Source organism: Streptomyces bikiniensis (genome assembly GCF_000716625.1).
Classification (GTDB): domain Bacteria; phylum Actinomycetota; class Actinomycetes; order Streptomycetales; family Streptomycetaceae; genus Streptomyces; species Streptomyces bikiniensis.
This window is the reverse complement of the sequence record NZ_JNXJ01000038.1, coordinates 25,825-47,856: the sequence shown is the minus strand read 5'-3', so window position 1 is coordinate 47,856 and position 22,032 is coordinate 25,825. Positions and strand designations below refer to the sequence as shown.

The following is a 22,032-nucleotide window of genomic DNA, read 5'->3' as shown; positions in this document are numbered from 1 at the left end:
TCGACCTTTGGCACGTTTGCGCCCTTGACGTCGAGCGGGGCCGCCCAGCCAAGCCAACGGAAGCACGGGAAGAGATGTCCGCACCCAATAAGTCGTACGACCCGGTTGAGGTCGAGGCACTGAAACCGGAAGAGATCGAGCGCATGCGGGACGAGGCGCTCGCCGCCTTCGCCGCCGCGGGCGACCTCGACGCGCTCGCGCACGCGAAGACCGCGCACACCGGTGGCACCTCGCCGCTGGCGCTCGCCAACCGGGAGATCGGCGCCCTGCCCCCGCAGGCCAAGGCCGCCGCCGGAAAGCTCGTGGGCCAGGCCCGCGGCGTCGTCTCCAAGGCGCTCGCCGCCCGCCAGGCCGAGCTGGAGGCCGAGCGCGACGCCCGCGTCCTCGTGGAGGAGGCCGTCGACGTCACCCTGCCGTACGACCGCGTCCCGGCCGGCGCCCGCCACCCGCTGACCACCCTCATGGAGCGCGTCTCCGACGTCTTCGTCTCCATGGGGTACGAGGTCGCCGAGGGCCCCGAGGTCGAGGCGGAGTGGTTCAACTTCGACGCCCTCAACTTCGTCCCGGACCACCCGGCGCGCCAGATGCAGGACACCTTCTTCGTCGAGGGCCCCGAGGGCACGACCGGCGACGGGTCCGGCGTCGTCCTGCGCACCCACACCTCCCCGGTGCAGGCCCGCACGCTCATCGACCGGGAGCCCCCGGTCTACGTCGTGTGCCCCGGCCGCGTCTACCGCACCGACGAGCTCGACGCCACGCACACCCCGGTCTTCCACCAGATCGAGCTGCTCGCCGTCGACGAGGGCCTCACCATGGCCGACCTCAAGGGCACCCTCGACCACATGGTCCAGGCGCTCTTCGGCCCGGACATGAAGACCCGGCTGCGCCCGAACTTCTTCCCGTTCACCGAGCCGTCCGCCGAGATGGACATGCTCTGCTACGTCTGCCGCGGCGAGTCCGTCGGCAACCCGGACCGGCCCTGCCGCACCTGCGGCAGCGAGGGCTGGATCGAGCTCGGCGGCTGCGGCATGGTCAACCCGAAGGTGCTCGTCGCCTGCGGCGTGGACCCCGAGAAGTACAGCGGATTCGCCTTCGGGTTCGGCATCGAGCGAATGCTGATGTTCCGCCACAACGTCGAAGACATGCGAGACATGGTCGAGGGTGACGTCCGGTTCACCCGGCCGTTCGGGATGGAGATCTGATGCGGGTCCCGCTTTCCTGGCTGCGGGAGTACGTCGACCTGCCGGCGACGGAGACCGGCCGCGACGTGCAGGCCAAACTCATTTCGGCGGGTCTCGAGGTCGAGACCGTCGAGCAGCTCGGCGCCGGCCTGTCCGGCCCGCTGGTGGTCGGCAGGGTCCTCACCATCGAGGAGCTGACGGAGTTCAAGAAGCCCATCCGCTTCTGCACCGTCGACGTCGGGCAGGCCAACGGCACCGGCGAGCCCCAGGAGATCATCTGCGGCGCCCGGAACTTCGCCGAGGGCGACAAGGTCGTCGTGGCGCTGCCCGGCGCCGTGCTCCCCGGTGACTTCCGGATCGCCGAGCGCAAGACGTACGGCCGCGTCTCCCGGGGCATGATCTGCTCCGGCGACGAGCTCGGCATGGGCGACGACGGTACGCACGGCATCATCGTGCTGCCGCCGGAGCACGAGGTCGGCACCGACGCCACGGTCCTCCTGGAGCTGTTCGACGAGGTCCTCGACATCGCCGTCACCCCGGACCGCGGCTACTGCCTCTCGATGCGCGGCGTCGCCCGCGAGACGGCCACCGCCTACGGCCTGCCGCTGCGCGACCCGGCGCTGCTCGACGTGCCCGCGCCGAACTCGTACGGCTACCCGGTCCAGATCACCGACCCGATCGGCTGCGACCGCTTCACCGCGCGCACCGTCGTCGGCCTGGCGCCCGAGGCCCGCTCCCCGATCTGGCTCCAGCGCCGCCTCCAGAAGGCCGGCATGCGCCCGATCTCGCTGGCCGTGGACGTCACCAACTACGTGATGCTGGAGCTCGGCCAGCCGCTCCACGCCTACGACCGCACCCGGCTCGACGGCCCCATCGGGGTCCGCCGCGCCGAGGCCGGCGAGAAGATCACCACGCTCGACGGCACCGTGCGCGTCCTGGACGCCGCCGACCTGGTCATCACCGACAACCGCGGCCCGATCGGCATCGCGGGCGTCATGGGCGGCGCCAACACGGAGATCGCCGACCCGGTCACCGACCCGGAGACCGGTGTCGTCACCGGCACCTCCGAGGTCGTCATCGAGGCCGCGCACTTCGACGCGATCTCGATCGCCCGCACGGCCCGCCGCCACAAGCTGTCCTCCGAGGCGTCCAAGCGCTTCGAGCGCGGCGTCGACCCGCAGGCCGCCGCCGCTGCCGCGCAGCGCACCGTCGACCTGCTCGTGCTGCTCGCGGGCGGCACGGCCGAGGCCGGCGTCACCGAGGTCGTGGCCCCGTCCGCGCCCCGGACGATCGTCGTCCCGGCGGACCACCCGGACAAGGTCGCGGGCGTCGCCTACGGCCGCGAGACCGTCGTCCGGCGCCTCCAGGAGGTCGGCTGCGACGTCTACGGCCAGGACGAGCTGGTCGTCACCGTGCCGTCGTGGCGCCCCGACCTCAACGAGCCGAACGACCTGGCCGAAGAGGTCATCCGCCTGGAGGGCTACGAGAACCTGCCCTCCACGCTGCCCAAGCCCCCGGCCGGCCGCGGGCTCACCGAGCGCCAGCGCGTCCACCGCCGCGTGGGCCGCGCCCTGGCCGGCGCCGGCTACGTCGAGGCGCTGAACTACCCGTTCATCGGCGAGCAGGCCCTCGACAACCTCGGCCTCGACGCGGACGACGCCCGCCGCCGGCTGGTGAAGCTGGTCAACCCGCTCTCGGACGAGGAGCCCGCGCTCCGTACGACGCTGCTCCCGGGCCTGCTCGGGGCGCTGCGCCGCAACGACAGCCGGGGCAGCCACGACCTGGCGCTCTTCGAGACCGGTCTGGTCTTCCTGGCCGGCGAGCGGCCGGGCGTCGCCGTCCGCCTCGGCGTCGACCGGCGTCCCACGGACGAGGAGATCGCCGAGGTCAACGCGGTCCTGCCCGCGCAGCCCCGGCACGTCGCCGTCGTCCTCGCCGGCGCGCGCGAGCAGGCCGGCTGGTGGGGCAAGGGCCGTCCGTCCGACTGGGCGGACGCGGTCGAGGCGGCCCGCACGGTCGCCCGCGAGGCCGGCGCCGAACTGATCGTGCGCCAGGGCCAGTACGGCCCGTGGCACCCGGGCCGTTGTGCCGAGCTGCTGGTCGTCGTCGACGGCGAGGAGCGCACGGCGGGCCACGCGGGCGAACTGCACCCGCGCGTCGTGAAGGCCTTCGGCCTGCCGGCCCGGACCAGCGCCATGGAACTGGACCTCGACCTGGTCGAGGCGGCGTCCGAGGGCCCCCTCAAGGCCCCCCGGATCTCCTCCTTCCCGGTCGCCACCCAGGACGTCGCCCTGGTCGTCGCCGACGGCGTCCCGGCCGCCGAGGTCGAGGCCGCCCTGCGCGAGGGCGCGGGCGAACTCCTGGAGTCCATCCGGCTGTTCGACGTCTACACCGGCGACCAGCTCGGCGAGGGCACCAAGTCCCTGGCGTACGCACTGAAGTTCCGCGCCCCGGACCGCACCCTGACGGTCGACGAGGCCTCCGCGGCCCGCGACGCGGCCGTCGCCCTGGCCGCCGACCGCACCGGCGCCGTCCTGCGCGGCGCCTGACCTCGCGGCGCCACCCGGCGGCACCAGGAGGGCCGCCCCGGAGATCCTCTCCGGGGCGGCCCTCCGTCGTTTCCGGAAACGCCGGCACCCGCCGTCCGTCAGGGCTTCACGAGGGCTGGTCCCCTGTTTCCCCGACGGTGAAAGCACCGGTGGCGGGAGCCACGCACGCGGTCACCTCCGTCGCCTCGCCCGCCGCCGTGCCCACCTCGCAGAGCCGGCCGCCGCCCTCCCGCAGGTCGAGTCGGAAGCGCGTGGTCCTGCCGTCCTGTTCGAGGCCGTGGATGCGCTCGTCGATGTATCCGAGGCCGTTCAGGGTCTTGCGGACGTTCGCGGGGGTGGGGTTCGCGACCGCCTGGAGCGCCTCGACGATGCGCTGCTCGTGCTGGACGCTCGCGCACCAGTCGCGGGCATTCAGCACCGTCTCGGGCCCGCTGGGGGCGCCGGGCTCGATCGGGCCGGTGGGGGGAGCCTCGCCCGGGGCGAGGCTCTGCTGCCGCTGCGCCCCGGTCGGCTTCGGGGCGGCGGGGGCCGTGCCGGGCGGAGGACACGGACGGGTGACCTCGTCGAGCATCGCCGCGAACGCCGCTCGCTCGGCCGACGACGACGGAGTGCCCGCCTTCCCGGCCTCGGCACCCGGACCCGGCCCGTCCTGCCCTCCGCAGCCGACAAGGGCCAGGGAGGCGAGGGCGGCGACCACGAAGGCGCGTCCGGGCCGGGCGAACGGGCCGCTGAGCGTGGAGGCGTGTGTCATGCGGTCAGCCTCCCGGAGAGGTCCGTTCTCCACATGAGTACGCGTACTCATGTGGAGAGAGCGCAAGATCGTCAACTCTTGGGACGCGATCGAGCGCGCAACCGGAAGTCTCCAGAAGGCTCTTGCGCTGCGAGGCGATCTCGATCTAGCGTCCACACCGATCCGTTTGGATCTTCACATTTTCTTCACGAGGGGGGAACTCGTGCGCAGAAGAAATGCGCTTCCTGTGCTGGCCGTGGCGTCCCTGTCCCTGCTGCTCCCGCAGGAGCTGTCCTGGGCGGCACCCGCGGCGGCCCTGCCCGCGGCGGGTGCCGCGGCCGTCGATCCGCCGCTGGCGGGGGGCGAACTCCAGCAGGTCGGTCCCGGTGTCTACTCGACCGCGGACCAGGCGTTCGAGATCTACGAGACCGATGTGCCCTTCGGCCTGATGGGCCGCAGCCACACCGTCTCCGTCCAGTCGGGCGGCGTCTCGAAGCCGGAGTCCGCGCCCGTGTCCCGCAAGGACATGGGGGTCTTCGGCCCGGGTTGGGAAGCCGAGTTCGTGGGGGGTCAGCTCAACCGCAAGCTTGAGCTGAAGGGCGGCACGGTCGTCGTCACCGATCTCAACGTGAAGTCCGCGACGACGTACAGCCTGAAGAGCAGCCTCGACTACCCGGACGGCGGCTGGGTCCGGAAGTACACGACGCCCGAGGGCGACACCTTCACCGAGACCACCAGGTTCAACGCGGCGACGGGCACGATGGTGTCCACCGGCACCGAGACCCTCAACGCCTCCACGTCGGTCCCGGACGAGGACCTGTCCGCCGACACCGACGCCGGCACCCCGGTCGACTACAACGACCTGGCGCCCTCCTACACCTGGAAGCAGGTGGGCTCAGGAGCCGACAACTGGCGCGTCACCGGCGTGGGCACCGTCTCCGACAACGCCCTTTCCACCGTCACGTACGACACCGCGGGCCGGATCTCCACCATCAAGGACACCGAGGTCGGGGAGACGACGTCCCGCCTCCTGACGGTCAAGTACTCGACCGCCACGACGGCCACCGGCACGAAGCCCGGCGAGTACGCGGGCCGCGCCAGGGAGATCACCCTGACCGACGGCGCCACGGTGCAGACGCTCGCCCGGTACTCGTACGACGCCTCCGGCCTGCTCCGCACGGTGGCCAACCCCGCCGCGGGCGTCGACACCGCCTCCGCGTACGAGTACGACACCACCGGGCGGGTCTCCGCCGTCGCCTCGCCGTCCAACGGCGAGTGGGACCTGGCGTTCCCGGCCGGATCGGCCTCCCCGAACGTCCTCCCGGTCGGCCCCGAGCGTCCGGCCTCGAACGCGCCGCTCCAGGGCGCCCCCGGGATCGACGACCCCGCCGCCGCCGGCCCGCCGGCGACCGACTTCGTCAACGGTGAGATCACCGACCCGCAGGCCTACCCGCGCCACTGCTCCGCTGCGACGGACTGGCTGTGGTACCTCAAGAAGGGCTGCGCCGCCTGGGTCGCGCACTACGGCTGGAGGTCCCCGTACTGGAAGCAGACGCCGACCAAGCACTGGGTCGTGGGCATCAACTACGACGGCTGCAGCACCCCCGGCCCCAACATCAGCCGGCCGGGCGGCTTCAACTTCCGGACCGCGTGTGACATGCACGACTACGGTTACGGCCTCATCGGCAACACGTACAAGGGCTACGCGTACTACCTCGACCGCAGCAAGAAGTCGAACGTCGAGAACGCCTTCCACACCACGATGAGGACCTACAGCTGCAAGGCCTACTTCATCACCAAGCGGCCGGCGTGCAACGCCTACGCACTGGCGTACTACAAGGCCGTGAGCAGCAAGCGCTGGGGCGGCGACCCGAAGAACGGCGCCAACGCCACGAGGTAGGGGCACCCGTCCTGCGCGGCAGCGCCTCGCCCCCGGCGCACCGACCGCCCGGGCGCACCGGCCGGACCCGGTGCGCCCTGGCCGACGGGGCCGGGCGCGGGACCCCTCCGCCCCGGCCCCGTCTCTCCGACGGGCCCGTACGTCACATGGGCTCCGCCCGCCCCGGCCCGCACCCGTGCGGCCGGCCACATCCTTCCGTCCCGGTGCACGCCCGCACCTGTCACACGTTCCTGGAGCAGAAGTTGAAGAGACCCATAGGCGGCATGGTCGTCGTCGCAGCAGCAGCGGCGGCTGCCCTGGTGGCCACCGTCACCCCGGCGGGTGCCGGCCCGTCGTCCGGAACCGCTTCCGTCGCCGAGGACGGCGGTCCGGTCGCCCCCCTGCTGTTCGACGAGACGCAGAACGGCGGCACCGTCCGCGTCAACGTCGTCACCGCCCAGCGGACCGACCTGGAATCCGTCGCCGACGCGGGCCAGACCCTCGTCTCGTACGACACGCTGCCGATGACCACCCTCCGGGTGGACAGGGCGGGTCTCGAAGAACTGAATGCCAAGCCGGGCGTCATCAGCGTCACCGAGGACGTCGCGGTCAAGCCCGCGCTGAACGAGTCCACCGCCAAGATCGGCGGCGACCAGACCGTCGCCGCCGGGAAGACGGGCGCCGGCACCGCGGTCGCGATCCTCGACACCGGCGTCGCCGTCGACCACCCGTTCCTCTCGGGCCGGGTGAAGGCCGAAGCGTGCTTCTCCGACAACGACCCGATCGCCGGTTCCAGCAGCCTGTGCCCCGACGGCTCCCCCGCGCAGGAGGGCCCCGGCAGCGCCGACGCCGACAGCGGCCCGTGCGCCACCTCGGGCGTCGACTGCTCCCACGGCACCCACGTCGCCGGCATCGCCGCCGGCAACGGAGCGGGCCTCAGCGGGGCGCCCCGGTACGGCGTCGCACCCGGTGCGGACGTCATCGCCGTCCAGGTGTTCTCCAAGTTCGACTCCGAGGACGTCTGCGGGGCCGGCCTGAGCCCGTGCGTGGCCAGCTTCACCAGCTCCCAGGCCAAGGGCCTGGAGAAGGTCCTCGCACTGAAGAAGGCCGGGACCGACATCGTCGCGGCCAACATGAGCCTGGGCGGCGGACGCTGGACCACGGCCTGCGACCAGGACCTCCGCAAGCCGGTCGTGGACGCCCTGCGCGCAGCGGGCGTCGCCACGGTCGTCGCCGCCGGAAACAACGGTTACACCGACGCCGTCAGCGCCCCCGGCTGCATCTCCTCCGCGATCACGGTCGGCTCGACCACCGACGAGGACCAGCTCTCCTCCTTCACCAACCGCGGACCGCTGCTCGACCTCCTGGCCCCCGGCACGAGCATCGTCTCCTCGGTCCCCGGCGGCGGCTACAGGACGAAGAACGGCACCTCCATGGCCGCCCCCCACGTCGCCGGGGCCCTCGCCGTGCTGAGGCAGACCTACCCCGACCTGGGCATCGGCCAGCTCGAAGCGCTGCTCAAGAGCAACGGCAAGGCCATCACGTACACCGGCGCCACCACTCCGCGGATCCAGCTCGGCCAGAGCGCGGCGCCCGCCGTTCCCGGCGACATGAACGGCGACAGGAAGCCGGACCTCGTCGCGGTCGACGAGGACGGCAAGCTGTGGCTGTACCCCGGCACCGGCACCGGCGCGCTCGGCTCCCGGATCCAGATCGGCACCGGCGGCTGGAGCGGCGCCTCGGTGGCGCACCGCGGCGACTGGACCGGTGACGGCACGGAGGACGTCGTCGCCGTCGTCGGCGGCCAACTGCTGGTCTACGCCAACCGCGGCAACGGCACCCTCGCCGCCCCCGTCAAGATCGCCACCGTGCCCACCACCACCCGGATCGTCGTCCCCGGTGACGTCAACAAGGACGGGCACCCCGACGTCGTCGCCTCCTACGACAACAAGCTCTACCTCTACACGGGCACCAGCGGCGCCAAGCCGGCCGTCTCCGCCCCGATCACCATCGGCACCGGCGGCTGGGGCGTCATGGACCTCGCCGCTCCCGGCGACGCCAACAAGGACGGCCGCGTCGACCTGCTGGCCCGCGACACCCGTGACGGCATCCTGTACCACTACGCCGGACTGCCCGACGGAAAGAACTTCAGCGAGCGCACCGAGTACGGGCACGGGTACACCACCTCCTTCCGGCCCCTGATCGCAGGGGCCGCCGACGCCGACCGCAACGGCGTCGCCGACACCTGGGCCACCGCGGGCGACGGCACCCTGAAGTTCTACAAGGGCGGCGCCGACATCCACGGCCCCATTGACGGCCCGAGCGTCCAGGTCGGCACCGGCGGCTGGCAGACCATCAAGTCCCTCAGCTGAACCGGGCCCCCTCCCCGGCGACCGCGCGACGCTCCGCACGGTGAGCCGCGCCGAAGGCCCCTCGCCACGACCGGCGAGGGGCCTTCGGGCGTGACGGGCACGGGCGGTCCCGAACCGCCGGCATCCGCTTCGTGGGAGCGGCGCTCCCTTCCCGAACCACGCGCCTCTGTACGGAGTTCGCGCACCCGTGCCGATGGCGCACCCCTGGCGAAGGGCGGCGCGCCGGGGGCGCTCACTCCTTCGGGTGAGATCGGCGGGGGGCGTTCCGCGGGGGCGGGCGCGGTCGGGAGAATCGACGCGGCCGCAGGGGCGGACCTGCGTGCCGCAGGGCCTTCGGGCACTGTCGGGGCTCGGGAAGGGCCGTGCATGATCCGTACGAGGTCGTTGGACTCCGATGGCTCCCGGCTCCGCCGGCTGGCCCCGCTCGCTCTTCCCGCCGCCTGGGGCGCGGTGGCCGTGGCGTGGAAGTTCGCCTGTCCGCCGGCCAGGGAGCCGGGGCTGCCGATGCGGATCGCCACCAGCGTCGTCCTCCTCTCCGTCGGCATCGCGCTCGTCCTCGGCGTCCGGCGCGGGCTCGCCCGCGAGCTGGCACGGGCGCGGACCGTCGCGGAGGCCACCCAGCGGGTGCTGCTGCGGCCGCCGCCGGGCCGCCTCGAAGGGCTGACCCTGGCCGCCGGGCAGCTCTCCGCCTCCCGGGGCGCCTCCGTCGGCGGGGACCTGTACGGGGCCGTGGCCACCCCCCACGGGGTGCGGATCGTCGTCGGGGACGTCCGGGGCCACGGGCTCGCCGCGCTCGGCGCCGTGGTCGCGGTGCTCGGCAGCTTCCGCGAGGCCGCCCACGACGAGCCCGAACTCGCCGGAGTGCTGCGGCGGTTGGAGCGCGCCCTGGAGCGGCACCTGCGCGAGCGGGCCCGGGACGAGCACCCGGCGCGGGCCGGGACGGACCCCGAGCACCCGGTGGCGGAGGAGTTCGTGACCCTGCTGCTCCTGGAGATCGGGCCCGACGGGCGGCTCGCCGTGTTCGACTGCGGCCACCCCGCCCCGTACCGCCTCGGCCGGACGGCGCAGCGGCTGCCCGTCGGCGACCCGCTGCCCCCGCTCGGGGTGCTGCCGCTGCCCGCCGTCCTCACGCCGTACACGGCGGCCCGGCTGCTGCCCGGCGAGACCCTCGTCCTGCACACCGACGGCGCGGAGGAGGCCCGGGACCACCGGGGCCGGTTCTTCGCCCTCGACACCGCCCTGGCCGGGCCTCCCGGCGAGGCGCCCGCGGCGCTCGTCCGCCGGGTCCGGACGGAGCTGCTGCACCACACGGGCGGCCGGCTCGCCGACGACGTCGCCCTCCTCGTCGTACGGAACGACCGTGCCAGGGTGCCGGCGCAGCCCGCCGAACCCGGGCTGCGCCGGCCCCGCACCGCCCCCTCCCCCCACTGCTGAGAGGAGGGGGACGGTACCGGCGCCGCCCGCCCCGCCACGGAGTGTCGGGCAGATCAGCGGGGCGGGCGACGCGGACCGGGCGGCCGCACTGTACGAGGGGGAGCCGGCGGCCCGGTCGTCGCCTTGCGGCGAGAAGCACAGTCAACCGGGGGCGGGACGGGCGCGGCAGAGCGCGCGGGCCGGAAGAACGGGTGATTCGTTCACACCCCGTGCGAAATCCTCGCGCAGGCCTCCGGGACCCTCCGCGCGTACACCCCGTGCACCCGATTCCCCCCGTACGGGGCCACTCCGCGCCACTCCGCCCCGCACGAAATCGGCCACCGCTACGCTGAGTTCACCGAGCGACCGGAGCGGCCATGCAGCCCAACACCTTGCTCGACGCCCTGCTCGACGAAGCGGGCGTCTCGCACGCCGGCCTCGCCACCCGGGTGAACCGGGCCGGCCGGGCCAGGGGACTCACCCTGCGCTACGAACACACCGCCGTGGCGCGCTGGTTGAAGGGCCAGCGGCCGCGCGGCCAGGTGCCGGACCTGATCTGCGAGGTGCTCGCCGCCCGGCTGGACCGGCAGGTGACCCTGGACGACATCGGCCTCGGGGTGCCGGGCGGCCCGGTCCCGCCGCCCGGTTCGCCGCTCTCCGGCTTCGTGGAGCGGGCGGCGGCCCTCTGGCGCTCCGACGAGCAGCAGCGGCCGCACATCGTCGCGGCGCCCGCCCTGACCGGCACCCCCGCGGTGATGCCCGTCTGGGAGTGGGAGAACCCGCCGGAGGACACGGACGTCTCCCGCACCGGCCGGACCGCGGTCTCGGCCGCCGACATCGACGTCCTGGTCGCCGCCCGGACCCACTACGAGCAGATGTACCGCAAGGCCGGGGGCATCGCGACCCGCGCCCGGATCGTCGGCTTCCTCACCGCCGGGACGGCACCGCTGCTCCGGGGCAGCTACGGCGACGACCTCGGACGGAGGCTGCACCGCGCCGCCGGCGGCCTGGTGGCGGTGGCCGGGATCTGCGCCTACGACGCCGACGCGCACGGCCTGGCCCAGCGCTACTTCCACCAGGCGCTGCGGCTCGCCAAGGCGAGCGGGGACCGGGGGCTCGGCGCGTACGTGATCGCGCTCCTCGTCAACCAGTCGCTGTTCACGGGGGAGTACCGGCAGGCGGTGGCGTTCGCGGAGGCGGCGCTGCGGGCGGCGGGGCGGCAGATCACCCCGGCGCTCGCCGCCGACCTGACGGCGATGCAGGCGAAGGCGTACGCGCACCTGGGCGACGGCGCGACCGCGCTCGCCTGCATCCGGCGGGCCGAGGCGGCGGCGGAGCGGATCAGCCCGGGCGAGGAACCGGCCGAGACGGGCTATGTGCAGCCGGGGCTCGTCAACGTGCAGATCGCGGAGGCCCTCCTCGGCCTGGGCGACCTCCCGGCGGCCCACGAGCACGCCGTGGCGGCGGTCGGGGCGCCCTCGCACGACCGGGGCCGGGTCCACCGCCTCGCCATGCTGTGCCGGGTCCAGCTCCGGCAGGGGGAGGCCGACGGGGCGGCGCGCACGGCGGTGGAGATGACGGAGCGGGCGCGCGGGACGGAGTCGCGGCGGCTGCGGGACCGGCTGCGGGAGGTGCGGGAGCACCTGCTCGCGAGCGGCGCGGAGGACGCGCGGGAGGCGGCGGCCCTCATCGACGGGGCGCTGCGCGTTCCCCTCTGACCTGTTCCGGTCGTTTCCGGCCTCCTCCGGTCTCGGTCGATCTCCTGTGATCCCCTTCGGTCTCCAACTGCTGCGATATTGCCACCGAACAAGCTCCGATCAGTCGGAAGGTGGCAAGAACGTGCAGTGGACGAAACTGAGCGAACGCTCTGTCTATGAGAACCGTTGGTTCCGAGTGAACCTCGCGGACGTCGAACTCCCGGACGGCCGCCACCTGGACCACTACCTGATCCGGCTCCGCCCGGTCGCCGTCGCGACCGCCGTCAACGGGGCCGACGAAGTCCTGATGCTCTGGCGCCACCGCTTCATCACCGACAGCTGGGGCTGGGAACTGGCCGCCGGCGTGGTCGAGGACGGCGAGGACGTCGAGTCCGCCGCCGCCCGCGAGATGGAGGAGGAGACCGGCTGGCGGCCGGGGCCGCTGCGCCACCTCCTCACCGTCGAGCCCTCCAACGGCCTCACCGACGCCCGCCACCACCTCTACTGGGCGGACCGGGCCACCTATACCGGGCCGCCCGAGGACGCCTTCGAGTCCTCGCGGCGGGCCTGGATCCCGCTGAAGCGGATCCCCGACATGATCGCCCGGGGCGAGGTCCCGGCCGCCAATATGGCCGCCGGTCTGCTGATGCTCCACCACCTGCGCCTCGGCTGAGCCGGACGCGGCGACCGGAGGCGGGGAAAGGCCGGACGGCCCGTACCTGTGCGGGAGTACGGGCCGTCCGGGTGGTGCGGAGAGTGGTCTGTGGGGTGCCCCCGTGAGGGGACGGCGTCAGGCGTACGGGTAGAAGCCCGAGCCCGTCTTCCGGCCGAGCCGGCCCGCGTCCACCATGCGCTGGAGCAGCGGGGGAGCGGCGTACAGCGGCTCCTTGAACTCCGAGTACATCGAGTCGGCGATCGAGGCGATCGTGTCCAGGCCGATCAGGTCGGACAGCTTCAGCGGGCCCATCGGGTGGGCGCAGCCGAACTCCATGCCGTTGTCGATGTCCTCGCGGCTCGCGATGCCCGACTCGAACATCCGGATCGCGGAGAGCAGGTACGGCACGAGCAGCGCGTTCACCACGAAGCCCGAGCGGTCCTGGGCGCGGATCGCGTGCTTGCCCAGCGTCTTCTCGGCGAAGGCCTGAGCCCGGCTGATCGTGCCCTCGGAGGTGGTGAGGGCCGGAATCAGCTCGACGAGCTTCTGCACCGGGGCCGGGTTGAAGAAGTGGATGCCGATGATCTGGTCCGGGCGGGAGGTCGCCACGGCCAGCTTCACCAGCGGGATGGAGGAGGTGTTCGAGGCCAGAATGGCGTCCGGCCGGGTGATCACCTGATCGAGGACCTGGAAGATCTCGGTCTTGACCTGCTCGTTCTCCACCACGGCCTCGATGACGAGGTCGCGGTCGGCGAACTCGCCCAGGTCGGTGGTGAAGCTGAGGCGCGCGAGCGTCGCGTCCCGCTCCTCCTCGCTGATCTTGCCGCGTTCGGCGGCCTTCGACAGCGAGTTGTAGAGCCGCGTGCGGCCGATCTCCAGCGCCTCGCCGGTGGTCTCGGCGACCCTCACCTCGAGGCCGCTCCGGGCACACACCTCTGCGATGCCCGCGCCCATCTGGCCGCAGCCCACCACTCCGACGCGCTCAATGTCGGCCATGGAGTCCGTCACCTCGTGCCTTTCGCTCTCTGCCGGCGGCGGGGCCGTGCGATTCCGGTGCGTCCGCCTCTGTCCCACGACGTTACCGCTCATTAACCGATGATCGATCGCCCGGGGCGTGGGCATGCTCTCCCGGTGAGTGTGACGTATCCAACAGAGGAGGGGTACAAGTGCGGCCTATCGGGAGAAGAGGGTTCGTGGCCGGAGCCACCGGGGCGGCGCTCGCCGTGACGGGAACGACAGGAACGGCGGCGGCGGACGGAGCGGTGCGCGGAGTGACGGCGGCGGGTGCGGCGCCCGAGGTGAGGAGCCAGGCGCGGGGGAGGCCGTACCGCCGCCGGGAGTTCCGCGGCATGTGGATGGCGACGGTCAACAACATCGACTGGCCCTCCCGGCCCGGCCTGACCGCCGGGCAGCAGCGCTCCGAACTCCTCGTCCACCTCGACACGGCGGCCGAGCGGCGCCTCAACGCCGTGGTCCTCCAGGTCCGGCCGACCGCCGACGCCCTGTGGCCCTCGCCGCACGAGCCGTGGGCGGAGTGCCTCACCGGCACCCAGGGCCGCGACCCCGGCTGGGACCCGCTGGGCACGGCCGTCGCCGAGGCCCACGCGCGGGACCTCCAGCTGCACGCCTGGTTCAACCCGTACCGGGTGGCGAACCACGCCGACCCGGCCCGGCTCACCGCCTCCCACCCGGCGCGGCGGCACCCCGAGTGGGTGCTGCCCTACGGCGGGAAGCTGTACTACGACCCCGGGCTTCCCGAGGTCCGGCGCTTCGTCCAGGACGCCATGCTGGACGCGGTGCGCCGCTACGACGTCGACGCCGTGCACTGGGACGACTACTTCTACCCGTACCCGGTCGCCGGGCAGTCCTTCGCCGACGACGAGACGTACGCGCGCCACGGCGGGGACTTCCCCGACCGGGCCTCCTGGCGGCGGCACAACACCGACCTGCTGGTCTCCGAGATGTCCGCCCGAATCAGGGCCGTCAAGCCGGGGGTGGCCTTCGGCGTGAGCCCCTTCGGGGTCTGGCGGAACCGCGCCACCGACCCGGAGGGCTCGAACACCGACGCCGGCGTCCAGACGTACGACGACCTGTACGCCGACACCCGCAAGTGGGTGCGGGAGGGCTGGCTCGATCACGTCGTGCCGCAGCTGTACTGGCACATCGGCCTGCCCGCGGCCGACTACGCCGAACTGCTGCCCTGGTGGGACGAGACGGTACGGGGCACCGGTGTCGGGCTCTACGTCGGGGAGGCGCTCCACAAGGCGGGCGACCCCGCCCAGCCCGCCGCCTGGCAGGACCCGCGGGAGCTCTCGCGCCACCTGGAGCTCGCCAAGGGGTACTCCGGGGTCGGCGGGCACTGCTTCTTCTCCGCGAAGGAGGTCGCGCGCGACCGGATCGGGGCGATGGCCACCGTGGTGGCCGACCACTACCCGGCCAGGGTCCGCCCGCCGGGGTGACGGCCCCCGGCCGGCCCCGTCTCCCGCCCGGTCCTGTTTCTCGCCCGGTCCCGCCGCTCGGTGGGTCCTGCCCCTCAGCCGGCTCCCGCCTCCGGGTGGTGGCGCACGACGGTGTCGGGGCCGGGCGACATCAGGGCCTCGTGTCCGTCGTCGTCGAACTTCACGCGGTACGGGGGAGTGCCGTTCTCCCCCAGTACCTGAAGGACCTCGGCCGTGCGGTCGTGGTGGCCGACGGTCCGTCCGTGCACCAGCAGCTTGTCGCCCACGCTCGCCTGCATCGGGGTGACCTCCTCGCGACCGGACTCGTGCCGGTCTCCCGTTCCTCAAGGTCTCTGCTTCTCATTGTGACCCTTTTCGCCCGGTTCCGTCCCGCCCGACCTCCCCGGCCTCCGGCTCACGACGTCGACCGCTGGGTGACCGCGATGCAGACCAGGACCGCGACCGCCGCGACGGGGGCGGCCGGCGACAGGGTCTCGCCGAGCAGGGTGACCGACCAGACGAGGGTGAGGAGCGGCTGGGCGAGCTGGAGCTGGCTGGCCTTCGGGATGCCGATCGCGGCCATGCCCCGGTACCAGACGTACAGGCCGAAGAAGGTCGAGCCGGCGGCGACCCACACCAGGCCGATGACGCCGTGGGCGTTCAGGTGGACCGGCTCCAGGGACAGGGCGACGGCCGAGGCGGCCACCATCAGCGGCAGGCAGAGGATCAGGGCCCAGCCGATGACCTGCCAGCCCGGCATCAGTCCGGCGAGCCGGCCGCCCTCGGTGTACCCGGCCGCGCACACGAGCAGCGCCCCGAAGAGGTACAGGTCGCCGGTGGAGAGCGCCCCGCCGCTCTCCGCGAGCGTGAAGCCGAGCACCACCACGGCCCCCGATACGGCCGCGATCCAGAAGGTGCGGGAGGGGCGCCGGCCCGTCCGCAGGGCGGCGAAGGCCGCCGTGGTGAGCGGCAGGAGGCCCACCACCACGGCGGCGTGGGAGGTGGTGGAGGTCCGCAGGGCCAGGCTGGTCAGGAGCGGGAAGCCGACGACGACCCCGCCGGCGACCACCGCGAGCCCCGCCCAGTGGCGCCGCTCCGGCAGCGGCACCCGGCCGGCGAGCAGGAAGACGCCGGCGACGAGCGCGGCGAGGGTGGACCGCACGGCCACGAGCGACCAGGGGCCGAAGCTCTCCAGGCCCCAGACGGTCGACGGGAAGGTGAGCGAGAACGCGACGACGCCGAGCCCGGCGAGCAGGGTGCCGCGGCCCCGGGAATCGGCCGCGGAGGCCCGGGAGGCGGCTGCGGGGCCCGGGGCGCCGGACGGCCCGGCGGTGGGGGAGACGGTTCCAGCGGTCGGGGAGCCGGACGGCCCGGTCGTAGGGGTCCCCGAGGCGGTGACCGCTACCGCGGTGGTGGCAGTAGCGCTATCGTGTGCTCTCATGCATGAGCGTAGCAGTGTCGCGGAGCTGGCGAAATCCCTGAAGGCGGAGCTCGACCGCTACTCTCCCGGTGGAAAGCTGCCGTCGAGCAGGGCACTCGTCGAGCGCTACCGCGTCTCCCCGGTCACCGTCACCCGCGCCCTCGCCCAGCTCGCCGCCGAAGGCCTCGTCGTCACCCGCCCCGGCGCCGGCGCCTTCCGCGCGGAGCCCCGTACCGCCACCCCGGCCGCCGGGGACACCTCCTGGCAGGAGGTCGCCCTCAGCGCCGACACCGCCACCGAGCTCGTGCCCCGGGCCGTCGACGCCTCCGGCGTCCTCGTCACCCTCTCCGCACCGCCGCCCGGCACGATCGAGTTCAACGGCGGCTACCTCCACCCCTCCCTCCAGCCCGAGCGGGTCCTCTCCGCCGCACTCGCCCGGGCCGGCCGCCGCCCCGGAGCCTGGGGCAGACCGCCCGTCGACGGCCTGCCCGAGCTGCGCGAGTGGTTCGCCCGCGAGATCGGCGGCAGCGTCACCGCGGCCGGGGTCCTCGTCACGGCCGGGGGCCAGTCCGCGATCACCACCGCCCTGCGCGCCCTCGCCCCGCCCGGCACCCCCGTCCTGGTCGAGTCGCCCACCTACCCGGGCATGCTCGCCGTCGCCCGCGCCGCCGGACTCCGGCCCGTCCCCGTGCCCGTCGACGCCGGGGGGGTCCGCCCCGAACTCCTCGAAGCCGCGTTCCGCGCCACCGGCGCCCGCGTCCTCGTCTGCCAGCCGCTCTTCCAGAACCCCACGGGGGCCGTCCTCGGACCGGAACGGCGCCGGGAGGTCGTCCGGATCGCCCGCGCCGCCGGGGCCTTCGTGGTCGAGGACGACTTCGCCCGCCTCCTCGTCCATGAGGACGCCCCGCCGCTCCCCGCACCCCTCGCCGCCGAGGACCCGGACGGCGTCGTCGTCCACGTCCGCTCCCTCACCAAGCCCACCTCGGCCAGCCTCCGCGTCGGCGCCCTCGCCGCCCGGGGCCCCGTCCTGGAACGGCTGCGCGCCATCCAGGTCGTCGACAGCTTCTTCGTCCCCCGGCCCCTCCAGGAGGCCGCGCTCGAACTCGTCGGCTCCCCGGCCTGGCCCCGCCACCTCCGCGCCGTCTCCCAGGAGCTCAAGGCCCGCCGGGACGCCCTGACCGGCGCCCTCGCCCACCACCTCCCCGAACTCTCCCTGCCCCACGTCCCCTCCGGCGGCTACCACCTCTGGCTGCGCCTCCCCGACGCCCTGCCCGAGGCCTCCCTCCACGCCACCGCCCTGCGCACCGGGGTCGCCGCCGCCCCCGGCCGCCCCTACTTCTGCGCCGAACCGCCCGCCGGCCACATCCGGCTGAGTTTCGCGGGTGTCGCGGGCCCCACGGAGATCGCGGAGGGCGTGCGCCGCCTGCGGACGGCGGTGGACGAGCTCACCGGCTGACCACGACCGGCCACCGGGGCGGGGCCGTACGGGCCCCCGGCCCCGCCCCGGTCCGGCAACGGCCCCCGGCAAAACCACCTGACAAGCCCCCGCCCTCCTGGAAGCCTGCGCCCATGACCGACAGCAGCCTCCCGGAGGGCCCCGTCATGCACGGGGCGTACGAGATCTCGTCCGACCCCGCCCGGATCGACGCCGCCCGCGTCCACCACTGGATCTCCACCGACTCCTACTGGGCCCGGGGCCGACCTCGGGAGAAGCAGGACCGGGCCGTCGCCGGCTCGCTCAACCTCGGCGCGTACCACCGCGAGACCGGCGAGATGAGCGCCTACGCGCGCGTCGTCACCGACTACGCCACCTTCGCCTGGCTCTGCGACGTCTACGTCGACCGCCCGGCCCGGGGCACCGGCCTCGGCACCGCGCTCGTCACCGCCGTCCGGGACCTCCTGGAGCCGTACGGACTGAGCCGCATCATGCTCGCCACCGCCGACGCGCACGGCGTGTACGAGAAGGTGGGTTTCGCGCCACTCCGAAATCCGGACATGTGGATGGCTCTCGGGCGGCAGTGAGCCGCGCTCCCTCCGCCCCCTCGGAACGACCCCTTGACCAGTGGCGCCACCGGCCTCACGATCGCGGCCATGGGTCTTCGGGTGACGCTCGTCACGGCGGCACGCAGCTCCTCCCTGCTCGCCGAACGGTTCGACGACGACCGGCCGATGGACGAGGCCGGCTGGTACGAGGTGCAGCAGGCCGCGCCCGCGCTCATCCCGCTCGGCGCGGCCGAGCTGCGCTACTGCTCCCCGACCCCCCGCAGCCGCGCCACCGGCACCGCCCTCGGCTACGCGCCCCTCGTCCAGCCCGCGCTGCGCGACTGCGACATGGGCCGCTGGCGCGGCCTGACCCTCGCCGAGGTCGCCGCCCTCGAACCGGCCGCCGTCGACGCCTGGCTCACCGACGCCCGCACCGCCCCGCACGGCGGCGAACCGCTCCTCGCCTTCATCACCCGGATAGGGAACTGGCTCGACACCCGGCCCGCCGAGGACTGCGCCGTCGTCGCCGTCGCCGAACCCTCCGTCGTACGGGCCGCCCTCGTGTACGCCCTGAAGGCGCCGCCCGCCGCGTACTGGAACGTCGACGTCCGCCCCCTCTCCACCGTCACCCTCACCGGCCGCCCCGGCCTCTGGCACCTCCAGCTTGACGCGGCCCTGCGCTGACGGGCCGTGCCACCGGGGCGGGAGGCGGCCCGGCGGCGCGACCGGGAGGGAGAGGTGGCCCGGCCCCGCGACCGCGACGAGGGCGGCCCGGTCCCGCGACCGGCTAGCCTGAACCCACGATGAACCGTTTGAGCACGTCATGGGGCGCCTTCGCGCTGACCCGCCACCCCGAGGACCCGCGCGACCCGCTGCGCGCCTGGGACGCGTCCGACGAGTACCTCCTGGGGCACCTGGCCGACACCGGCACCGACCTCTCCGGCACCGTCGCCGTCCTCGGCGACCGCTGGGGAGCCCTCGTCACCGCGCTTCAGGCCGCGGGACCCGGCGAACTGGTCCAGATCACCGACTCGTACCTCGGCGGGCGGGCGACCCGGACCAACCTCGCCCGTGCCGGCGCCGCCCCGGACGCCGTCCGGCTGCTCACCACCCAGGACCCGCCGCCCGAGCGGATCGACGTGCTCCTCGTCCGCGTCCCCAAGAGCCTCGCGCTCCTGGAGGACCAGCTCCACCGCCTCGCCCCCGCCGTCCACGAGGGCACCGTGATCGTCGGCACCGGCATGGTCAAGGAGATCCACACCTCCACCCTGAAGCTCTTCGAGCGGATCCTCGGCCCCACCCGCACCTCCCTCGCGGTGAAGAAGGCCCGGCTGATCCACGCCACCCCCGATCCGGCCGCCGTCCCGGGCCCGAACCCCTGGCCGTACCGGTACGCCCTCCCCGCCGACGCCCCCGCGCCCGGCCTCCCCGGGCGGACCGTCACCAACCACGCCGGCGTCTTCTGCGCCGACCGCCTCGACATCGGCACCCGCTTCCTCCTCGCGCACCTGCCCCGCGACCTCGGCCGGGCCCGCGTCGCCGACCTCGGCTGCGGCAACGGCGTGGTGGGCCTCGCGGTCGCCCTCGCCGAACCCGACGCGGAACTGCTCTTCACCGACGAGTCGTACCAGGCCGTCGCCTCGGCCGAGGCGAACTTCCGCGCCCACGCGGGCGAGGGGCGCGCGGCCGAGTTCCGCGTCGGCGACGGACTCGCGGACCTGGCCCCCGGCTCGCTCGACCTGGTCCTCAACAACCCGCCGTTCCACAGCCACCAGGCCACCACCGACCGCACCGCCCGCCGCATGTTCGCCGACGCCCGGCGCGCCCTGCGCCCCGGCGGCGAACTGTGGGTCGTCGGCAACCGGCACCTCGGCCACCACATCACCCTCCGCCGTATCTTCGGCAACGGCGAACTGGTCGCGAGCGACCCGAAGTTCGTGATCCTGCGCGCGGTCCGCCGCTAGGGCCCGTCCGGCGGATCATGGCCGGGCAGGCCCCGGCAGGCACGCGGCGGGCGGGCCTGCCCCTGACGCGCGGGTCAGGGTCTGCGGTCCGGCCGACCCGCCCGCCCTCCTCCTGGAGCACGCCGTGGCCGCCCACCGCGAGATCCGGCTGCGCACCCGCCCCGCCCACGGTTTTCCGACCCCCGCCCACCTCGAACGCGTCACGACCGCCCGCCGCGCGTCCCCGCCGGGCCCGGCGAAGCGCTCAGCGCCCCACGAGTTCCCGGGCCGCCCGCTGCCGGGTGTCGGCGAGTTCCGCGTCGATCGCGGCGACCCTCTCCGCGTCCAGAACGATCAGGGCCCCGCCCGGTGCGCCTGCCGACAGCAGCCGGTGCCGCAGGTGGGTGGGCGGGTGCGTGGAGTCCACCTGGTGCCCGCGCCGCTCCGCGACCCGGCGCAGCCGCTCGTACTCGCGCTCCGGGACCGACGCGGCATGGGCGGCGATCCGCTCCCACAGCCCCTCGGCGGGGTCCTCGCGGCGCGCGCCACCGCCGCCGATCCGGGTCCGTGCCGCCACGGCCTCCCGGTGCAGCGCGCCCGTGACGCCGTCGGAGACCAGGATCCTGTCCATCAGCCCGGCCGCCGCCTCCGTACCCGCCGCGCGGGCGGCGGTGGAGTCCGCGAGGTACTCGGCGCGCTGCGACTCGCGCAGGGTCAGGTGCTCCAGGAGGACGAGGACGCCGTCGACGAGCCACCGGGGCGGGGCGGTCACCACGTTCACGAAGTGCTCGGCCAGGCTCTCGGCCCGCTGCGGGGCCAGCGTGTAGCGCCAGGTCTCCAGGGAGCGGAACGCGTTGCCGACCAGGAGGGAGCGGCGGGTGTCCCCGTGCGCGTAGTGCCCGAACTCGTGGCCGAGGAGCGCGATCCGCTCCTGCGGGGTCAGGACCTCCCAGAGCCCGAGGCCGAGGCGGAGCAGACGGTGCTGCCGGACGCCGTAGGCGGTGACGGAGGCGTTGACCTCGCTGTCGACCACCACGGCCCGTACGCCCGTCGTGCCGACGCTCCCCGCGACCTCGTCGAGCAGGGCGAAGAGCCGTGGCGCGTCCGGGCGACGCAGTACGGGCCGGTCTCCCGCCGCCTTCGCGAGGCTGCCGAACCGGGGCCGGAGCAGTACGGCGAGGGCGATCAGCAGCCCTCCGAGGAAGGGCAGGGCGCCGCTGCCCCAGCGCGCGACCAGCAGCCAGAGGCCGCCCGCGAGCAGGGCGGCGGTCACGCCGTGGACCGCGACCGCGAGCGCCGCGGCGAGCCCACCGGGCACCCCGCGCCGGGGCCGCCCCGCCCCCGTACCGGGTGTCGCCCCGGCGGCCGGCGCCGCGAACTCGGCGTGGAGCTGCTCTCCGTACCGCCGGGCCAGACGCCGCCGGATGCGCTCGACCCGCCCCGGCGGCTCCTCCTGGTGCCCGGGATCCACGTTCCAGTCGCACGCGGTGCACCACGTGACGTACTGCCCGCCGTCCGGCACGCGCTCCCCGCAGTCGGGACAGTCCCGCTCCACCGCCCGGGCGGTGTGCGCCGTCTCCGTCATTCCGTACCCCCCCGGCGGGCCTTCCGGGGCCCGCCCGTTCCGTCCTCCGCGCGGACCGTCCCGCACGTGCGGCCCGCCTCCGTCCGGAAACACCCGGAAACGCCGGACGCGACAAGGCCCGGACGCGAAAAGGCCGGTCCGGCACCGAGGGTGCCGGACCGGCCTTCCGTGGCTGACAGGACGCCGA

General features: G+C 74.2%; 17 protein-coding genes. 12 read left to right on the top strand and 5 right to left on the bottom strand.

The genetic code is table 11. The features are described 5' to 3' along the window. Positions 1–74: 74 nt before the first annotated feature. Together pheS and pheT are read left to right on the top strand one after the other, a co-directional pair. Complete coding sequence (gene pheS / locus OO47_RS25870) at positions 75–1,202, top strand: phenylalanine--tRNA ligase subunit alpha (RefSeq protein WP_030214679.1); 1,128 nt, start codon at positions 75–77, stop codon at positions 1,200–1,202. Next, positions 1,202–3,730 (top strand): phenylalanine--tRNA ligase subunit beta, encoded by a 2,529-nt coding sequence (pheT, locus tag OO47_RS25865; protein WP_030214682.1) that lies wholly within the window; start codon positions 1,202–1,204, stop codon positions 3,728–3,730. Before pheS ends, pheT begins: the two co-directional genes overlap by 1 nt. A gap of 106 nt (positions 3,731–3,836) precedes the next feature. On the opposite strand, the gene OO47_RS38090 is transcribed toward pheT, so the two are convergent. Further along, positions 3,837–4,481 (bottom strand): hypothetical protein, encoded by a 645-nt coding sequence (locus OO47_RS38090; protein ID WP_030214687.1) that lies wholly within the window; start codon positions 4,479–4,481, stop codon positions 3,837–3,839. A gap of 235 nt (positions 4,482–4,716) precedes the next feature. On the opposite strand from OO47_RS38090, the gene OO47_RS25855 reads away from it, so the two are divergent. From OO47_RS25855 to OO47_RS25835, 5 genes are all read left to right on the top strand, one after another. Further along, on the top strand, positions 4,717–6,360 hold the full coding sequence (locus OO47_RS25855) for a phospholipase A2 (protein WP_158708695.1): 1,644 nt from the start codon (positions 4,717–4,719) through the stop codon (positions 6,358–6,360). Positions 6,361–6,602: 242 nt separating this feature from the next. Beyond that, on the top strand, positions 6,603–8,711 hold the full coding sequence (locus tag OO47_RS36440; RefSeq protein WP_158708694.1) for a S8 family serine peptidase: 2,109 nt from the start codon (positions 6,603–6,605) through the stop codon (positions 8,709–8,711). 366 nt (positions 8,712–9,077) lie between these two features. Further along, a complete protein-coding gene (locus OO47_RS25845; protein WP_030214690.1) occupies positions 9,078–10,145 on the top strand; it encodes a PP2C family protein-serine/threonine phosphatase in 1,068 nt (355 codons plus the stop codon). A gap of 356 nt (positions 10,146–10,501) precedes the next feature. Next, positions 10,502–11,842: a hypothetical protein gene (locus OO47_RS25840; protein ID WP_030214693.1), complete on the top strand. Its 1,341-nt coding sequence runs from the start codon at positions 10,502–10,504 to the stop codon at positions 11,840–11,842. A gap of 121 nt (positions 11,843–11,963) precedes the next feature. After that, entirely contained in the window at positions 11,964–12,494 is a 531-nt protein-coding gene (locus tag OO47_RS25835; RefSeq protein ID WP_030214697.1) for an NUDIX hydrolase, read from the top strand. A 117-nt stretch (positions 12,495–12,611) separates the two neighbouring features. Here the strand turns inward: OO47_RS25835 and OO47_RS25830 are convergent, their stop codons facing one another. Further along, complete coding sequence (locus tag OO47_RS25830; protein ID WP_030214698.1) at positions 12,612–13,472, bottom strand: 3-hydroxybutyryl-CoA dehydrogenase; 861 nt, start codon at positions 13,470–13,472, stop codon at positions 12,612–12,614. Between the two features lie 197 nt (positions 13,473–13,669). Between OO47_RS25830 and OO47_RS25825 the strand changes: the two genes are divergently transcribed. Further along, entirely contained in the window at positions 13,670–14,935 is a 1,266-nt protein-coding gene (locus tag OO47_RS25825) for a glycoside hydrolase family 10 protein (RefSeq protein ID WP_199812339.1), read from the top strand. Between the two features lie 74 nt (positions 14,936–15,009). Here the strand turns inward: OO47_RS25825 and OO47_RS25820 are convergent, their stop codons facing one another. Continuing rightward, positions 15,010–15,213, bottom strand: a complete 204-nt coding sequence (locus tag OO47_RS25820) for a DUF1918 domain-containing protein (protein ID WP_030214702.1) — start codon at positions 15,211–15,213, stop codon at positions 15,010–15,012. Positions 15,214–15,329: 116 nt separating this feature from the next. Then, on the bottom strand, positions 15,330–16,355 hold the full coding sequence (locus OO47_RS25815) for an EamA family transporter (RefSeq protein WP_037665060.1): 1,026 nt from the start codon (positions 16,353–16,355) through the stop codon (positions 15,330–15,332). Here OO47_RS25815 and OO47_RS25810 point away from each other — a divergent pair. From OO47_RS25810 to OO47_RS25795, 4 genes are all read left to right on the top strand, one after another. Next, positions 16,354–17,790 (top strand): aminotransferase-like domain-containing protein, encoded by a 1,437-nt coding sequence (locus OO47_RS25810; protein WP_030214706.1) that lies wholly within the window; start codon positions 16,354–16,356, stop codon positions 17,788–17,790. The genes OO47_RS25815 and OO47_RS25810 overlap by 2 nt on opposite strands. 113 nt (positions 17,791–17,903) lie before the next feature. After that, positions 17,904–18,356: a GNAT family N-acetyltransferase gene (locus OO47_RS25805; RefSeq protein WP_030214708.1), complete on the top strand. Its 453-nt coding sequence runs from the start codon at positions 17,904–17,906 to the stop codon at positions 18,354–18,356. Between the two features lie 69 nt (positions 18,357–18,425). Beyond that, positions 18,426–19,001, top strand: coding sequence for a histidine phosphatase family protein (locus tag OO47_RS25800; RefSeq protein WP_030214711.1), 576 nt, complete (start codon positions 18,426–18,428; stop codon positions 18,999–19,001). A 119-nt stretch (positions 19,002–19,120) separates the two neighbouring features. After that, complete coding sequence (locus OO47_RS25795) at positions 19,121–20,281, top strand: methyltransferase (RefSeq protein ID WP_030214716.1); 1,161 nt, start codon at positions 19,121–19,123, stop codon at positions 20,279–20,281. Between the two features lie 244 nt (positions 20,282–20,525). Here the strand turns inward: OO47_RS25795 and OO47_RS25790 are convergent, their stop codons facing one another. Continuing rightward, positions 20,526–21,845 carry a M48 family metallopeptidase gene (locus OO47_RS25790; RefSeq protein ID WP_051716095.1) on the bottom strand — a complete coding sequence of 440 codons (1,320 nt, stop codon included), beginning with the start codon at positions 21,843–21,845 and terminating at the stop codon, positions 20,526–20,528. Positions 21,846–22,032: the final 187 nt, after the last annotated feature.

What these genes read in the sequence shown, in the direction of transcription:
- OO47_RS25795 (WP_030214716.1), top strand. Translation starts at nt 19,121, where the DNA reads ATGAACCGTTTGAGCACGTCATGGGGCGCCTTCGCGCTGACCCGCCAC.
- pheT (WP_030214682.1), top strand. Translation starts at nt 1,202, where the DNA reads ATGCGGGTCCCGCTTTCCTGGCTGCGGGAGTACGTCGACCTGCCGGCG.
- OO47_RS25820 (WP_030214702.1), bottom strand. Translation starts at nt 15,213, where the DNA reads ATGCAGGCGAGCGTGGGCGACAAGCTGCTGGTGCACGGACGGACCGTC.
- pheS (WP_030214679.1), top strand. Translation starts at nt 75, where the DNA reads ATGTCCGCACCCAATAAGTCGTACGACCCGGTTGAGGTCGAGGCACTG.
- OO47_RS25800 (WP_030214711.1), top strand. Translation starts at nt 18,426, where the DNA reads ATGGGTCTTCGGGTGACGCTCGTCACGGCGGCACGCAGCTCCTCCCTG.
- OO47_RS25790 (WP_051716095.1), bottom strand. Translation starts at nt 21,845, where the DNA reads ATGACGGAGACGGCGCACACCGCCCGGGCGGTGGAGCGGGACTGTCCC.
- OO47_RS25830 (WP_030214698.1), bottom strand. Translation starts at nt 13,472, where the DNA reads ATGGCCGACATTGAGCGCGTCGGAGTGGTGGGCTGCGGCCAGATGGGC.
- OO47_RS25845 (WP_030214690.1), top strand. Translation starts at nt 9,078, where the DNA reads ATGATCCGTACGAGGTCGTTGGACTCCGATGGCTCCCGGCTCCGCCGG.
- OO47_RS25810 (WP_030214706.1), top strand. Translation starts at nt 16,354, where the DNA reads ATGCATGAGCGTAGCAGTGTCGCGGAGCTGGCGAAATCCCTGAAGGCG.
- OO47_RS25815 (WP_037665060.1), bottom strand. Translation starts at nt 16,355, where the DNA reads ATGAGAGCACACGATAGCGCTACTGCCACCACCGCGGTAGCGGTCACC.
- OO47_RS38090 (WP_030214687.1), bottom strand. Translation starts at nt 4,481, where the DNA reads ATGACACACGCCTCCACGCTCAGCGGCCCGTTCGCCCGGCCCGGACGC.
- OO47_RS25840 (WP_030214693.1), top strand. Translation starts at nt 10,502, where the DNA reads ATGCAGCCCAACACCTTGCTCGACGCCCTGCTCGACGAAGCGGGCGTC.
- OO47_RS25805 (WP_030214708.1), top strand. Translation starts at nt 17,904, where the DNA reads ATGACCGACAGCAGCCTCCCGGAGGGCCCCGTCATGCACGGGGCGTAC.